Origin of the sequence: Chryseobacterium oryzae, from assembly GCF_022811665.1 — a bacterium.
GTDB lineage: Bacteria > Bacteroidota > Bacteroidia > Flavobacteriales > Weeksellaceae > Chryseobacterium > Chryseobacterium oryzae.
On sequence record NZ_CP094529.1, the window covers coordinates 785,707 to 801,993 of the forward strand.

The window sequence follows — 16,287 nt, forward strand, 5'->3', positions numbered from 1 at the left end:
CTAAAATTATGTTCGACCTAGACAGATGGCAGGAAATCTTCAGTTCTATCCGCAGTAATATTTTGCGGACAGTACTGTCAGGGTTTACTGTAGCATTGGGACTTTACATTTTTATTGTACTTTTTGGTATTGGAAATGGTCTTCAGAATGCATTTCAGCAAGGTTTTACGCGGGATGCTCAAAATCTTATTTCCATTTTTACAGGGCGTACCAACGTTGCCTACGGAGGTTTGCAGGCCAACAGAGATATTACCTTAAATAATGCAGACTATGATGCTATTGTAGGTTCTCAACCTGAAAATGTACAGTATTCTACTCCGAGATATTCTACCAATTTTTTAGTCAAATACGGAAAAGAAAGCGGTAATTATCAAATTTCCGGAGCGAATGATGAAGAGTCTTTTATTGAAAACCAAAAACTGATGAATGGAAGATTTATCTCCAAACGAGATATTGAAAACAATCAGTATGTAGCGGTAATCGGAAGAATGGTTCAGCGGGATTTGATAAAGAATGGAGATCCTGTAGGGAAAGAGCTCAATATTAATGGAAGTATTTTTAAGGTAATTGGCGTTTTTGCAGATGACGGAGGCGACTGGGACGAAAGAATGATTAGTTTGCCGGTTTCCACTTTACAGCAGATAAAAAAAGGTTCGGACACAATAAGCAGCGTCTATATTGCTTATAACGAAAATATGAAGCCCGAACAGGCAATAGAGTATGGTAATCATCTTGAAAAAGAGCTGAAAGCCAGAAAAAAAGTGTCTCCCGATGACGAAAACGCGGTAATCGTGAATAACAAAGCGAAAGGACTGCAAGATTCTTTTACGTTTTTATTTGTAATTACTATGATTGTAGGTTTTATCGGTTTAGGAACTTTATTGGCAGGAATTATCGGAATCAGCAATATTATGGTGTATATCGTAAAAGAAAGGACCAAAGAAATTGGGGTAAGAAAAGCCATTGGAGCAAAACCAAGAAGTATTGTAGGTCTTATAATGCAGGAAAGTATTGTAATTACGGTAGTTTCCGGATTTATAGGGGTGGGAATTGGTGTTTTAACCCTCAAACTGATTGGAGGCAGTCTCGAAAAATATTTTATTAAAGATCCAAGTGTAGGTTGGGGATTAATTTTTGCGGCATTTATCTGCTTGGTGATTTCTGGGCTTATCGCAGGATTTATTCCGGCTTACAGAGCATCGAGAATTAGACCTATTGAAGCATTGAGAACGGAATAATTTGTATGAAAATGAAGCAAATTGAGTTCTTTTAAGCTATTAAATTTCATAGTTTATCAAATGAAAACTCAGATTGTAATTAAAATTTAAAAAACATATAACTCGAAAAAAGTGAACATCTTATTCAGAAAAGATACATGGCAGGAAATTTATTATTCCCTCAAAAATAATAAACTCCGAACCTTTCTTACGATGATTGGCGTAGGATGGGGTATGTTTTTGTATGTGAGTCTTTTAGGAGCTGCAAAAGGTATGGAGAATGGTTTCGATAAGCTTTTTTCGGGCTTCGCTACCAATTCTATTTTTCTTTGGGCTCAGAACACTTCTATTCCGTACGATGGTTTTCCTAAAGGGCGGCAGGTTTCGCTTCATTTACCGGATATGGGTTTGCTCGAAAGAAAAATCCACCAGATAGATTATATTTCTCCACAAAATTCGCGAGGGAGTTTTGGTAATCCGGGTGAACGCATGAGCAGAAACGGAAAAACCGCAGTTTATACCTTAACGGGCGATTATCCTTTGGGAAATAAAATATCAGAAAAGAAACTGATTTTCGGAAGATATCTTAATGATGCAGATGTTTCCGGGAATAAAAATGTGGTTGTAATCGGAGAAGGAATTTACAAGAATTTTTTTGATGCCAATAAAAATGAAAATCCAATCGGGCAGTCTATCAACATAAAAGGGATTTTTTTTAACATCATCGGTGTTTATAAAGTTGGAAGAGCAGGAGGTCCCAATAATAACGATACCACTGCTTTTATCCCGCTTTCTACTTTCACGAAAATGTTTAATGATGGAGATCGTGTAGATTTTTTCGCTATTGTAAGCAAGCCCGATGCAGATTTAACGGTAGTAGAAAATCAGGTTAAAGACGAACTGAAAAGTAAAAACCATGTTTCTCCTGAAGATACCAACGCTTTCGGCACATTCAATCTTGGGAAAATGTTCGAAAAAATGACAGGTTTTCTTACCGGGATGCAGCTTTTAACCATCATTGTAGGAACGTTAACGATTATTGCGGGAGTTATTGCTATTTCAAATATATTGCTCATCACGGTAAAAGAACGTACCAAAGAAATCGGGATTCGCCGTGCTTTGGGTGCAAAACCTTCTGAAGTAAGAAACCAGATTTTGCTGGAAAGTGTAGTTATTACACTGGCTTCAGGACTTATTGGCTTTATGTTCGGAATTATTTTGCTGATGATTATAGATATTCTTACTAAAAATCAGGATACATTTCCATTTTATAATCCTACTGTAAACTATGGTGATGTATTTTCTGCAATGGGAGTAATGATTTTGCTTGGGTTGATTATCGGGATGATTCCTGCACAGAGAGCCGTGAAAATAAAGCCTATAGAAGCATTAAGAAGCGAATAGATATGATGAAAAAGCATTTTTTTCTGTTGATATTCTTTTGTTTTAGCTTTGCTAATGCACAGAAAAGAGATTTTTTCATTTTTAAAGAAAGCGAAGTGTACAGTCTGTTCAATTTTATGGAAACAGCTGCAAAAAAACATTCGACTTCCTCCAATTACAGAAATTATATTGAATCTAAATTATCCGATAATCAGGATTTTCAGAAACTTATTAATGATTTTAAAACTTTAGATTTTAATGAAGGCATTGTAAGACAAGATTATCCGAAAGGTAGAAATTACCGCAAAAGTTATTTAACTTTATTGGTAACACAGTCTTTAAAATCTAAGGATTTGAATGATTTTAACGAAAGAATTACCGGACTTCTCCCTGTTAGTGAGCAGATAAAAATGATGAATGTCTTAAAAGATGCCCAACCTTACTTCAGGAAGTACGTCTGGAATGACAGCGAATTAAAAATAAAAAAACAGATTGCAGAACTCAAAAAGTTTAAAGATTTAAGTTCTGAGATGTTTATAAAATTCAACAAATTTTATCAGTCTTCGTGGGATCGCGAAATTCCTTTTTATGTTACCCTTTATCCTATTCCGGGAAAAACGGGAAGTACAATGTCTACACCGCATGGGAATGCTCTGTGCATAGGTACATTAACGGATGCCGATGATATTGAAGGTACTTTAAGCGTCACAATGCACGAAATGTGTCATATTTTATACGCAGAACAAAATATTGATGTACAGAAGATTCAGGAAAAGTATTTTGAAGAAAATCCTTCGAAATATTCTCAACTGGCGTATTCTTATTTTAATGAAGCCGTGGCAACAGCTTTAGGAAATGGTTATGCAGGGAAAATTTTGAATAAGGGTGTTTTAGATAAAGGTGAGTGGTACAATAATCCGATAATTAATCTTTTCGCCAAAGCAATTTATCCGATGACGGAAAAATACCTGAACAGTAATAAAAGTATGGATAAAAATTATATTGATGAAGCTATCAGAATATTCGGAGATACTTTTCCGGATTCTATTTATGAATACAATCAAAATTTTAACACGGTAAATATTTATACCGACGATATAGACGGAAATTATATTTTCGATAATTTTTTCGAATATTTTAATGCCAATAATGTCGGAGTTTCCAGTCCATTGAAAAATATTTCCCAAAGTCCAAAGCTTTTGGATGATAACTCTTCTTTCATTATTATTTTAGATAAAAATCAGAAAGAATATCTGGATGAGCTTAAAACGGTTTTCCCTGAAATTAAAAATATAAACTATAATCGCAATATTCAGAATATAAGTTTTCTGGATTCTAAAGGCAGAATGATTGTATTGCTTTTCATTAATAAAAAAGAAGACCTGAAACAGGCAATGGAAAAGCTTTCAAAACATCAAAAAATAGATCAACGTAACCCTGTTCAATATTAAAAAATAAAGATTATATATGAAAAAGAAGTTTACCTGGAAAAAAGCAATTTACATTTTGCTTGCCCTTATTTTTGCATTTGCATTATTTTCCGGAATCAGCTATCTCGTAAAATCCAATTCTAAAGAAAGTGTAAATTTTCTTACCCGCAAGCCAACCGTACAAAATATGGAAGATAAGGTAATGGCTACCGGAAAAATTATTCCTAAAGAAGAGATAGAAATAAAACCGAATATTGCAGGTATTATAGAAAAAATTCTAGTAGATGAAGGCGACCGTGTAGAAGCAGGACAGCTTATTGCTACGGTGAGGATTGTTCCGAATATTGCAGAGGTAAACAACGCTCAGCAAAATGTCCAGAATGCACAATTGCAGATAAGCAATGCCAAGATGAATGTTTCTAATGTTCAAACTCAGTTTACCATGTCCGAAAAGCTTTTTAAACAAGGTGTTATTTCAAAACAGGAGTATTTAACTGCTCAGCAACAATTGTTTGCACAGCAGCAGGCTCTTAAAAATGCCAATCAGCAACTTTTAACGGCTCAAAAAGCATTGCAGATAGCGAAAACGGGTGCTACTCCCGATTTACAAAATCTTGCAACCACCCAAATTCGTTCTAAAGCGGCAGGAACTGTTCTTGAAGTACCTGTAAAAGTGGGTAGTCAGGTAATTGAAGCCAACTCCTTCAATGCAGGAACTACTATTTGTTCGATTGCGGATCTTAATTCTTTGATTTTTCAGGGTGAAATTGATGAAGCTCAGGCCGGAAAACTAAAGCAAGGAATGAATATGAATATTGTAATTGGAGCACTTCAGAACAAATCTTTTCCCGGAACTCTTACCATGATTGCTCCTAAAGGGAAAGATAATAACGGAACGATTAAATTTCCGGTAGAAGGCGATGTAAAAAATCCTAATAATGAATACATAAGAGCGGGATTTTCTGCCAATGGAGAAATTGTTTTAAGTTCTCAGAAAAATGCCCTTCTTTTGGATGAATCTCTGGTTCAGTACGAAAAAAATAATGGGAAAGACCAGCCTTTCGTAGAAGTAAAACAAAAGGATGGAAAATTCAAAAAAGTATATGTAAAATTGGGAGCAAGTGACGGAATTAATGTGCAGGTACTTTCCGGTATCGACAAAAATGCTGAGGTAAAAGTCTGGAACCCATCAGACAAAGATAAAGAAGAATTGAAAGAAAAATCTGCTAAATAATCTTTATTAAGGATTGGTTTAAAGCGATTTATAAAATAAAAAATCCGTCTCACATAAAATTGAGACGGTTTTTTTAAGAAAACCTGTTTTAAAATCAGCTTAAAAACTTAATTTCTTTGTCTTTGAATTTGTTAGTGGTTACCAGTTTATTCATTGTTTTCAGCATCTTTTTACGAAGTTTTGCCAGTTTACGAACGTTTTTATCTTCGCTGTAATCAAAAATATTGTCTTCGAAGCTAAAAGTATCTCCGTCTTTAAATTCTATTTTGTTTTTTTTCATTTCCCCGAACAACATTAGATTAGTCATGCTTTCTAATACGTAATGTTCGGTGTTTTCTAAAGATTTTAAGGTGTTTACCAACTGCTTTTTATACTTTTTCTTGCCCATAGTTCAGATTTTTTTCTTTTAGATTAATGCAAATATAAATTTTTATTAATAGGTTTTTAAAATTGTTCAAAATTTGTTCCTGTTCTTTATATTTTTTAGTTGGAGTGTTCATATTAAGAAAAAAATTATTTTAAAAGTATATAAAATTTCCAGAGAAAAATCAATTGCAAATTATAAGCTGATTGATAATAAATAATCCTCGGAAATTCCGTAATTTTGGACTTGAAAATTTTAAATCTAAAAGTAAATGGACATTATTTTTGACCTTATCGAAAAAGAAAAAGCGAGACAATCTCACGGATTAGAGCTGATTGCTTCAGAAAATTTTGTTTCTGAAAATGTAATGAAAGCTATGGGAAGTGTTCTTACAAACAAATATGCAGAAGGATATCCCGGAAAAAGATATTACGGAGGTTGTGAAGTAATAGATGAGGTTGAAACTTTGGCTATTGACAGAGCGAAACAGCTTTTTGGTATAGATTACGTGAATGTACAGCCGCATTCTGGTTCTCAGGCGAATGCTGCCATTTATCTTGCAGTTTTAAAACCTGGAGATAAAATTATGGGTATGGATCTTTCTATGGGAGGTCACCTTACTCATGGTTCTGCTGTAAATTTTTCGGGAATTCAGTATGATGTGGTTTCTTATGGAGTTCAGCAGGAAACCGGTCTTATTGATTACGACCAGATGAGAGAAGTTGCCTTAAGAGAAAAACCAAAAATGCTTATTGCAGGATTCTCGGCGTATTCCAGAGATTTAGACTATGCTAAATTCAGAGAAGTTGCAGACGAAATTGGGGCAACACTTTGGGCGGATATTGCACACCCTGCAGGTTTAATTGCCAAAGGACTTTTAAATAATCCGTTCGAACACTGTCATGTTGTTACCACAACAACTCACAAAACTTTGAGAGGTCCACGTGGTGGAATGATTATGATGGGTAAAGATTTCGAAAATACTTACGGGCACAAAACACCAAAGGGTGAAACTAAAATGATGAGCCAAGTTCTGGATGGAGCAGTATTTCCGGGAATTCAGGGAGGTCCTTTAGAGCATGTAATCGGAGCTAAAGCCGTGGCTTTTGGAGAAGCTATCGACGATAAATTCTTAACTTATGCAAAACAAGTAAAAGCTAATGCACAAGCATTGGCAAAAGCTATGATTTCTAATGGTTTTGATATTGTAAGTGGTGGAACAGATAATCATTTAATGCTTATTGACCTTAGAAATAAAGGTGTGAATGGTAAAGAAACCGAAAAAGCGTTGGTTAAAGCAGAGATTACTTGTAATAAAAATATGGTTCCGTTTGATGATAAATCACCTTTTACTACTTCCGGGATCCGTTTGGGAACTGCGGCAATTACCACCAGAGGTTTAAAGGAAAATGATATGGAAACTATTGCCGGACTTATTTCTGAAGTTGTAGATAATATTAAAAATGAAGAAGTTTTATCTTCAGTAGGAAAAAAAGTTAACGAGTTAATGGAAGGAAAAGCTTTGTTCAATTATTAGTGATTGTTTTTTTTAGCTTTTTAATATAAAAACAAATTGAGGTGCAATTATTTTGCGCCTCATTGTTTTATAATTCAATATCAATTTTAATAAAAAGATGAATTCAGATAAAAAGTTGTTTACATATGAAGAAATAAAGCAAAAGCTTGTAAATTATTGTGTTTATCAGGATCGCTGTCATGCAGAAGTAGAACAGAAAATGCACGAATTTGTTTTAATACCCGAAGCTAAAGATGAAATTCTCTTATATCTTATGAGAGAAAATTATTTGAATGAAGAACGATTTACCCGAAGTTATATACGAGGGAAGTTTTACATTAAAAATTGGGGTAGAACTAAGATAAAACTCAGCCTAAAACAAAAAGGGATTACCGAAAAATTAATCTCTTCCTGCTGGGATGAAATAGATGAAATAGATTACGAAAAAATTATTAAAAAGATTTACGAAAATTATGATCGTAAATTGTTTGGATTGAAAGAATATCAAAAAAAACAAAAAACTATTAAGTATTTACTAAGTAGAGGCTTTGAATATGATGTAATTTTACGAATATTTGAAAATTAACATATATGTAATTTTAACATTCATTAATATTATTTAAAAAAAGTTTAGATTTGTCAGACGAAAAAAAATAATTATGAATTTAAAATTACAATGTAAATCGAGGACGATATATGCGTTTTTGATGGCTCTTTTCTCGGTGTGGGGATGGGGACAGACGACAGTGACTTTAACTAATGGAAATTCTTGGGTTGTACCACAAAATGTTTACAGTTTACAAGTTGAATGCTTAGGTGGTGGTGGTTCAGGAGGAAGTGCTATTAGTTCATCATCTGGTAGTAGAGCTGGTGCTGGTGGAGGAGCTGGTGGAGCTTATGCAAAAATTAATACTATTGCTGTAACACCAGGAACTACTATAAACTATTCAATTGGTTCCGGTGGAATAGCATCGTCCACGGTTGGAGCTGTCGGAAATGGTGGAGATACTTGGTTTTTATCAAGTTCAACAGTATTAGCTAAAGGAGGTGCAGGTGCTGAAAGTATTACAGGTGCTAATGGGCTGACAAATGGATTAGGAGCTACAGGTACTATTGTAGGTTCTATTGGTAATGTAGTATATAAAGGAGGTGACGGTGCAGATGGGTCTGCAGTTACATCTGGTAATATAGGGTTTTCAGGTGGTGGTGGTTCAAGTGCTGGTAGAGGATTCAATGGGAACAATGCTTCTTCAAATATTGGTGGTATTGCTCCGACAGGAGGCTATGCTGGTGCCGCTGGTGTTGGATCAGGTACAAATGGTAGTTCTCCTTCAGGTACAAGTTATGGATCTGCTGGTAGCGGGGCACATGCTGCTTCTTCATCTACACAGAGGAATGGTGGAAACGGAAAGGCTGGAAGAATTATAATTACTTATTCTTTAGGAAATCCAACACAAGTAGCAGTACCTACAATCGCAGCTACAGGTGCAGCAAACGGAACAGATACTTATTGGAGTACAGCGAATATCACATTGGCATCCTCAACATCTGGGGTATCAATTTATTATACAACGGATAATACGCCACCAACAGCTGCTTCTTCATTATATACATCTCCATTTTCAATAACTTCTACTAGTACTATAAAAGCAATAGCAGTTGATGGTACGGGAAATTTGACCGATAGTAGTATTGCGTCAAAATTAATTACAATTACAAACCCAGCTACAGCAACAATTCCTTATAGTCAATCATTTAATAATACTTTAGGAGATTGGATAAACTATAAGGAATCAGGTAATGCAAGTTATTCTGGTTGGACGACAGCTGCGAGTGGTGCAGAAAGTAATGGATATAACCAAGGAACCACAAAAGCATGGTTAATATCTCCAAAATTTACTAGTGTACAATCAAATTCTCTTTTATCTTTTAATTATGCCTCTCAATATGAAGGAGATGATTTGAAGGTTGTATATTCTGCGGATTATGCCGGATATGGAGATCCAAATACAGCTACTTGGACTAACCTTACAACAATTACAGAAGCTTCTGGAACATCAGTTTCTACAGGTAGTTTAACCAATTTTGTTGTACCTGCCTCAGGGAATGTACATTTTGCATTTGTTTACCAAGATGCAAGTGCGGGTGGTTGGGCTTTATGGAGAGTCAGCAACCTAACAATTAATGCCCCAACTCCTCTTGCTACTACTTGGAATGGAACAACATGGTCAAACGGTGTACCAACAGCTTCAGTAGATGCAATTGTAACGGGTAATTTATCTATTAACTCAAATATTTTTGCCAAAAATATCACAATTCAAAATGGAGGAGTTTTAGAAATCACTGCTGGTAATACAGTTAATGCAGTAGATGTTACCGTAGAAGATGGTGGTAACCTTATCCAGAAAGATGGTTCTACTTTATCTTATACAGGTACTTTTAAAGTTTTGAAAAATGGAAATAGTGATGTGGGTAAATATGCATTTTGGTCTTCTCCGATAGATGGTCAAAGTTTAAATGCGATCTATGGTTCACTTGCTCCAGATTATATTACAGAATATGATACCCCAACAGATTACTTTGTTAATGCTGGATCTACAACTTCTGTTTTTGGTAAAGGTTATTCTATTAAAACTCCAAATGTTTCTAGCAATCATGTTGTTACCTTTACTGGGGTGCCAAATAACGGAACGCAAACTTTTGCATTATCTAATGGAGGAAACAGATATAATTTGGTAGGAAACCCTTACCCGTCAGATTTAAATTTAGATGCATTGTATGCTTTAAACACAAACAAAATTACCAGTACATTCTATTTTTGGGATAATACCAGTGCATCTGTAACTACGCAATCTGGAGGAACAACAACCAATTATGGGTATGCAACTTATAATGCGTCAGCAACTTCCGGAACATCAGGAACTTTTGTAGCATCTCCTAATGTTGGTTCTATAAATCCTTCTGGGAATGTGGCAAAAATTGGACAAGGGTTCTTTGTAAGATTAATGCCTAATTTATCAAATAATACATCATTGAATTTTGATAATAGTTTGAGAGTAGCATCTACAGGTACTTTCTTTAACAAAAACAATAATTCTGGGGTTGGTAAATATTGGTTGAGATTAAGCTCATCTTACGGTACTAATAATACTTTAGCGGTTACTTACTCTCCAGCTGCCTCTAACTCTTATGATGCTTTTGATTCTAAAGCAATTGCAATGGGATCCGATGGTTTTTATACTGTAGCAGATGCACAAAAACTTATCATTCAGGGTAGAGAAACGTTTAATATTAATGATGTGGTTCCTGTTGGAACGAAGCATTTCGAAAATGGAAACTTTACTATTGCTTTAATACAGAAAGAGGGTCTTTTCAATAACGGACAGGCGGTTTATCTTCACGATAAAGTAATGGGTACTTATACAGATCTTCAGAATGGTAGTTATTCTTTTGCAGCAAACTTTGGAGAAAACTCCAACAGATTTGAGATTGTATACAAACTGGGAGTATTGTCTACTTCTGAAGTTACAAAAGATGCTTTCGAAGTATACAGAAATGGAGAAGATTTCTTTGTGAGAAACGATAAAAATATAGACAGCGTGACTATTTACGATGCTTCTGGAAGACAAATTCAGACTTTAAATGGAGGAGCAAAAGAAATTAGAATTTCTTTAAATGCAAAAGGGGTTTACCTTGTAAAAGCAGTATCTCAAGGAAAAGAATACACTAAAAAAATTATTAAATAAAAAAGAAGTACAGCAATAATATAACTGAGATATTGTCAATCTCTTTATAAAAATAATTGTACAAAATTCTTTATAAAATAAATTAAGTTATGAAAAAGATAATACTAGTCGCATTGTTTGCCGTTTCAAATTTTGCCTTTGCGCAACAAAATGATTCGAACAATCCTTATGTGTACGAGACTCAGAATGATCCTGCTGATGCTGACGAATTTCCTAGTAACCCAGGAGATCCTAAGATTCTTCCAATTGATGACTATATTCCGGTACTTTTTATTATTGGATTGGTTATAGCATTCGGAGTTTCAATGAAAAAGAAAACTCAGATTACGGAATAATCCAATATTCAATTTATATAAAGAAAACTCCCAATTTTTTTGGGAGTTTTTTGTTTTGAAATTTAAATAAACTTAGTTCAGGGGAGTAATAACCGATTCCAAAACTCAGATTAAAAAAATTATCTATTAGGTTTCACAGGTTGAATTTCTCCTGTACTCATATGTTCGAAAACTGTTGGGAAAAACATTACAAGTACAAAGTAAATAACAATCATTAATATAACTAAAGCAAATAAGATAAGTACTAAACTATTAGGTTTATTTCTTTTTTGTGGTTCCATGATTTTGGTGGTTTTTGAATTAATACTTATTCTTAAGCCAATTTCTTGCCACACTGTTTGCAGTAGCGTGCATCGTCATCAATATCTTCATTCCCGCAACGTTCGCAGACTTTTTCTAAGTTTTGTCTTTTGCTTCTCATTTCTGCGGTCACAATTCCTGTGGGAACTGCAATGATAGAATAACCCGCAAGCATGAGAATAACAGCAAAAAATTTTCCCATGGGTGTTATAGGAGAAACATCACCATAACCTACTGTTGTTACCGTTACTACTGCCCAGTATATAGATTGCGGTATGGTTTCAAACCCGGATCTTCCTCCTTCCACCATAAACATGAGTGAACCTACAATTACAGAGAAAATGATGAGAAATAAAAGAAAAATATAAATTTTTCTTGAACTGTTTTTAAGGGCTCTTACGATGAGGTATCCGTCATCCATAAAATCCAAAAGATTGAAAATTCTGAATACTCTAAGCATTCTCAACATTCTGAAAATTAAAAAATACTTCGTTATCGGAAAGAAAAAACTAAGATAAAAAGGTACTAATGCAAGAAAATCTATAATACCAAAAAAGCTGAAAATATAATTTTTTTTATTTTTTATAACTGCAATTCTCAGAAAATATTCTGCACTGAAGAAAATAGAAATTATCCATTCTGTAATAACAAAGTAATTGTGAAATTTTTTGTCGAACTTCGGGATACTTTCCATCATAATGATGGCTGTACTTAATAGGATAAGAACAAGAAGAACAACATCAAAAAGTTTTCCCAGCCGGGTATCCGAACGGTAAATCACCCGATACAAAAACCTTTTCCAAAGTTTATCTTCGGGAATTAGATTGTGTTCTCTTTCCATGAGTGTTTTTTGTTTAACTAAATTATAACTAATTTCGTGACAAACATACAGAATAAAATGACAATAAAAGAGGTAATTTCTATCATAGAATCGCAGATTGCTATTCCACAAGCGGAAGATTTTGATAATGTAGGACTTTTATGCGGACTTCCCAACCGCAACGTAAGCCGAATTTTGGTTTGTCATGATGCATTAGAAAAAGTAATTGACGAGGCTATAGATAAAAACTGTAATCTTGTTGTTTGCTTTCATCCCATTATATTTTCTGGTTTAAAATCTATTACAGGAAAAAATTATGTTGAAAAAGCAGTTTTAAAAGCTATTGAAAATAAAATTGCTATTTATGCGATTCATACTGCTTTAGATAATGATTTTTTTGGAGTAAATGCAAGAATTTGCAATCAGTTGGGCTTGAGAAATTTAAAGATTCTTCAGCCTAAAAAAAATAATTTAAAACAGCTTACTGTTTTTGTTCCTAATAACTATTCTGAAAATGTAAAAGAAGCACTTTTTGCGGCAGGAGCAGGGAATATAGGGTTTTATGATGAATGCAGTTTTACCATCGAAGGAAAAGGAACTTTCAGACCGATGGAAGGTTCTACACCTTTTTCTGGGCAACTCAACAATAGGGAAGATGCAGAAGAAAAGATGATTTCGGTAATTTTTGAGTCCTATAAACAAAACCAAATCGTTTCAGCGATGAAAAAAGCTCATCCTTATGAGGAAGTGGCACATCAGATTTATAGTTTAGATAACCAAAATCAGTATTCGGGTTTAGGAATGTATGGTGAGTTTGAAAATGAAATGGAAGAGAAGGATTTCTTGAGGTTTATAAAAGATAAGTTTAAAGTTGATATCATTAAACATTCAGATTTTACTGGAAAAAAAATTAAAAAAGTAGGGGTTTTGGGTGGTTCTGGAGCAAGTGCTATAAAATCTGCTTTGGGCAATAACTGTGACGCTTTCATCACCGGAGATCTTAAATATCACGATTATTTTCAGGCAGAATCTAAGATGTTAATTTGCGATGTAGGACATTATGAATCTGAACAGTGGGTTGCAGAACAAATATTTGAAATTTTATCACAAAAAATTAGTACATTTGCAATCTTAAAATCTAGTGAAAAAACAAACCCAGTAAATTATTTCCTTTAGATATGGCAAAAACCACCGAAATTTCAGTCGAAGAAAAATTAAGAGCTTTGTATGATCTTCAAATCATCGATTCAAGATTGGATGAAATCCGTAACACAAGAGGAGAATTGCCGATCGAAGTGGAAGATCTTGAAATTGAGATTGAAGGTCTTGAAACAAGAGCAGAGAAATTTCATGCAGAGATCAAAGATCAGAACGATCAGATCAATACAAAAAACGAAGTTATCAGCCACGCAAAAAATCTTATTGATAAATACAAATCTCAACAGGATAATGTAAGAAACAATAAAGAATTTGAAGCTTTAGGTAAAGAAATAGAATATCAGGAACTCGAAATTCAGCTTTCTGAAAAGAGAATTAAAGAATTTGGTGCAAAAATTGGGCACAAAGAAGAGACTTTAGCAGAACTGAATAATAAAATCAGCGATCTTAAAAACCATCTTAAATTCAAAAAAGAAGAATTGGAAGGTTTAATTTCTGAAACTCAGAAAGAAGAAGAATACCTAATCGAAAAATCTAAAGAATTTGCGTCTAAAATCGACGAAAGATTATTAGCTTCTTACAACAGAATCAGAAGTAACTCTTCTACAGGTTTAGCGGTTGTAGGATTAGAAAGAGGTGCTCCAAAAGGATCATTCTTCACTATTCCGCCTCAAAAACAGATGGAAATCGCTCAGAGAAAGAAAATTATCATCGACGAGCATTCAGGAAAAATCTTAGTAGATGATGAGTTGGTAATGGAAGAAACAGAAAAAATGAATTCTGTTATTAAATTCTAATTAGATATTCTAAAAAGACAAGACCGGAAATTTATTTTTCGGTCTTTTTTATTTTTATGGTTTACTTCTTTAATAAGGTATAATCAAATAAAAGCCGATTCAAATATTTTGAATCGGCTTTATTAGTTAGGCTTGTTGAAAGAAATTTTTATTCTTTATGGTCATACATTTTATTGTAAAGATCGATGAATTTTTCTTTAATTGCTTTTCGTTTAAGTTTAAGCGTAGGCGTAATAAGTCCACTTTCTATGCTCCAAACTTCTGGTGTTAATTCAATTTTTTTAATTTTTTCCCAATTACCCAGATGTTCGTTAATTTTATCTACTTCTTTTTCAATTCTGGCTTTCAGTTCCGGGCTTTTTGCGATTTCTTTAGGTGTGGTTCCCAAATTTAAATTATTTCTGGCTGCCCAGTTTTTAGCAAATTCAAAGTCAGGCTGAATGAGTGCTGTCGGCATTTTTTCACCATCGCCAACTACCATAATCTGCTCAATAAACTTAGAACCTTTGGCTAAATTTTCTATGGTTTGAGGAGCAATGTATTTTCCGCCAGAAGTTTTAAACATTTCCTTTTTTCGGTCTGTTATCTGGAGGAAACCTTCGCTGTCTATATGTCCGATGTCTCCCGTTTTAAAGAATCCGTCGCTGGTAAATGCCTCTTTGGTCATTTCTTCATTTTTAAAATATCCTTTAAAAACGGAAGGTCCTTTTACGGTAATTTCGCCGTCTTCCTGAATTTTCACCGTTAAATTATCCAAAGGATGTCCTACGGTTCCTACTTTCATCTGTTGAAAAGAGTTTACAGATATTACAGGAGAAGTTTCAGTTAACCCATATCCTTCCAAAATAGGAATTCCTGCATTTTGAAACATTAAATTGAGTCTTGTAGACAGAGCTGCAGATCCCGAAACTAAGGTAATGATTTCGCCACCTAATCCTTCTCTCCATTTTTTAAAAACCAATTTGTCTGCAATAATTTCAGCCAATCCCGATGGTTTTGAAATTTCTTTCTTTTTCTGAATTAAATTTAAAGCCCAGAAGAATATTTTCTCTTTTAATCCTCCTGCACTAGAACCGGTATTGTAAATTTTATCATAAACCTTTTCTATTAATCTGGGTACAACACTCATGTAATGGGGTTTAACCTCTTTTACATTTTCACCCATTTTTTCGATGCTTTCGGCGAAATACACAGAAAAACCATGATACTGAAACAGATAGAACAACAAACGTTCAAAAATATGGCAAATGGGTAAAAAACTCAGAACTCTGGTATCTTTATAATCGAGATTTTTCTTTTTTGGGATTCTGGGCAGACATGCTAAAAGATTAGAAACAATATTTTCATGGCTCAACATTACTCCTTTGGGTCTGCCGGTAGTTCCGGAAGTGTAAATAATGGTTGCAATCTGGTCTGGATTAATAGCTTTAGACAAATCTTCTACTTCAATTTGAGTAGAATCATCTTCCCCCAAATCCAAAATTTCTTTCCAATTAGCAGCTCCGTTAATATTATCGAACGTAAATATTCCTTGTAAACTCGGTACCTGATGCTTAATTTTCATCACTTTGTCGAGTAATTCTTTGTCCGAAACAAAACAGTATTTTACTTCTGCATTGCTGAAGATAAATTCGTAATCCTCCGATGAAATGCTTGGGTAAACAGGTACGGATACAACACCAATTTGCGAAAGCCCCAAATCCATTATTGCCCATTCTGTGCGAGAATTTGTAGTAATAAGAGCAATTTTATCTCCCGGTTTTATACCCAGTTTTAAAAGCCCTCTGGAAATCTTATTCCCCTGATTGATAAATTCCAGCGTAGAAGTTTTTTTCCACTCGCCCTGATATTTTGTTACAAACATATCATTTTTAGGCAGGTTTTGCAGAGCATAATAGGGTATATCGAATAATCTTTTTATAGACATAATGGTATTATATAGTTAGAAATTTAAATATAAGCATTTTTTTTAATAATGAAATTTTAT

13 protein-coding genes are annotated in these 16,287 nt (G+C 34.1%); 10 read left to right on the top strand and 3 right to left on the bottom strand.

Annotation, left to right across the window (positions count from 1 at the left end):
- The first annotated feature begins 8 nt into the window (after window positions 1-8).
- The 4 genes from MTP08_RS03660 to MTP08_RS03675 all read left to right on the top strand — a co-directional run bounded on the left by MTP08_RS03660 (window position 9) and on the right by MTP08_RS03675 (window position 5,264).
- Window positions 9-1,238 carry an ABC transporter permease gene (locus MTP08_RS03660; protein ID WP_243577089.1) on the top strand — a complete coding sequence of 410 codons (1,230 nt, stop codon included), beginning with the start codon at window positions 9-11 and terminating at the stop codon, window positions 1,236-1,238.
- A 111-nt stretch (window positions 1,239-1,349) separates the two neighbouring features.
- Window positions 1,350-2,621, top strand: coding sequence for an ABC transporter permease (locus MTP08_RS03665; protein WP_243577090.1), 1,272 nt, complete (start codon window positions 1,350-1,352; stop codon window positions 2,619-2,621).
- A gap of 116 nt (window positions 2,622-2,737) precedes the next feature.
- A complete protein-coding gene (locus tag MTP08_RS03670) occupies window positions 2,738-4,051 on the top strand; it encodes a hypothetical protein (RefSeq protein ID WP_243577091.1) in 1,314 nt (437 codons plus the stop codon).
- A 16-nt stretch (window positions 4,052-4,067) separates the two neighbouring features.
- A complete protein-coding gene (locus MTP08_RS03675; protein WP_243577092.1) occupies window positions 4,068-5,264 on the top strand; it encodes an efflux RND transporter periplasmic adaptor subunit in 1,197 nt (398 codons plus the stop codon).
- A 94-nt stretch (window positions 5,265-5,358) separates the two neighbouring features.
- Here MTP08_RS03675 and MTP08_RS03680 read toward each other — a convergent pair whose 3' ends face one another.
- Window positions 5,359-5,652: a hypothetical protein gene (locus MTP08_RS03680; RefSeq protein WP_209388930.1), complete on the bottom strand. Its 294-nt coding sequence runs from the start codon at window positions 5,650-5,652 to the stop codon at window positions 5,359-5,361.
- A gap of 247 nt (window positions 5,653-5,899) precedes the next feature.
- Here MTP08_RS03680 and glyA point away from each other — a divergent pair, with 247 nt between their 5' ends.
- The 4 genes from glyA (at window position 5,900) to MTP08_RS03700 (ending at window position 11,225) form a co-directional block, all read left to right on the top strand.
- The gene (glyA, locus tag MTP08_RS03685) at window positions 5,900-7,165 is read left to right on the top strand and encodes a serine hydroxymethyltransferase (RefSeq protein ID WP_209388931.1); all 1,266 of its coding nucleotides are present in this window, start codon (window positions 5,900-5,902) and stop codon (window positions 7,163-7,165) included.
- Between the two features lie 97 nt (window positions 7,166-7,262).
- Window positions 7,263-7,730, top strand: a complete 468-nt coding sequence (locus MTP08_RS03690) for a regulatory protein RecX (protein ID WP_243577093.1) — start codon at window positions 7,263-7,265, stop codon at window positions 7,728-7,730.
- Between the two features lie 73 nt (window positions 7,731-7,803).
- A complete protein-coding gene (locus MTP08_RS03695; protein ID WP_243577094.1) occupies window positions 7,804-10,890 on the top strand; it encodes a chitobiase/beta-hexosaminidase C-terminal domain-containing protein in 3,087 nt (1,028 codons plus the stop codon).
- Window positions 10,891-10,979: 89 nt separating this feature from the next.
- The gene (locus MTP08_RS03700; RefSeq protein ID WP_243577095.1) at window positions 10,980-11,225 is read left to right on the top strand and encodes a hypothetical protein; all 246 of its coding nucleotides are present in this window, start codon (window positions 10,980-10,982) and stop codon (window positions 11,223-11,225) included.
- A 313-nt stretch (window positions 11,226-11,538) separates the two neighbouring features.
- On the opposite strand, the gene MTP08_RS03705 is transcribed toward MTP08_RS03700, so the two are convergent.
- Window positions 11,539-12,366, bottom strand: coding sequence for an ion transporter (locus MTP08_RS03705; protein WP_209391197.1), 828 nt, complete (start codon window positions 12,364-12,366; stop codon window positions 11,539-11,541).
- A gap of 57 nt (window positions 12,367-12,423) precedes the next feature.
- Here MTP08_RS03705 and MTP08_RS03710 point away from each other — a divergent pair, with 57 nt between their 5' ends.
- The gene (locus MTP08_RS03710) at window positions 12,424-13,521 is read left to right on the top strand and encodes a Nif3-like dinuclear metal center hexameric protein (protein WP_243577096.1); all 1,098 of its coding nucleotides are present in this window, start codon (window positions 12,424-12,426) and stop codon (window positions 13,519-13,521) included.
- A gap of 2 nt (window positions 13,522-13,523) precedes the next feature.
- Complete coding sequence (locus MTP08_RS03715) at window positions 13,524-14,300, top strand: zinc ribbon domain-containing protein (RefSeq protein WP_209391195.1); 777 nt, start codon at window positions 13,524-13,526, stop codon at window positions 14,298-14,300.
- 148 nt (window positions 14,301-14,448) lie between these two features.
- On the opposite strand, the gene MTP08_RS03720 is transcribed toward MTP08_RS03715, so the two are convergent.
- Window positions 14,449-16,227: an AMP-dependent synthetase/ligase gene (locus MTP08_RS03720; RefSeq protein ID WP_243577097.1), complete on the bottom strand. Its 1,779-nt coding sequence runs from the start codon at window positions 16,225-16,227 to the stop codon at window positions 14,449-14,451.
- Window positions 16,228-16,287 lie beyond the last annotated feature (60 nt).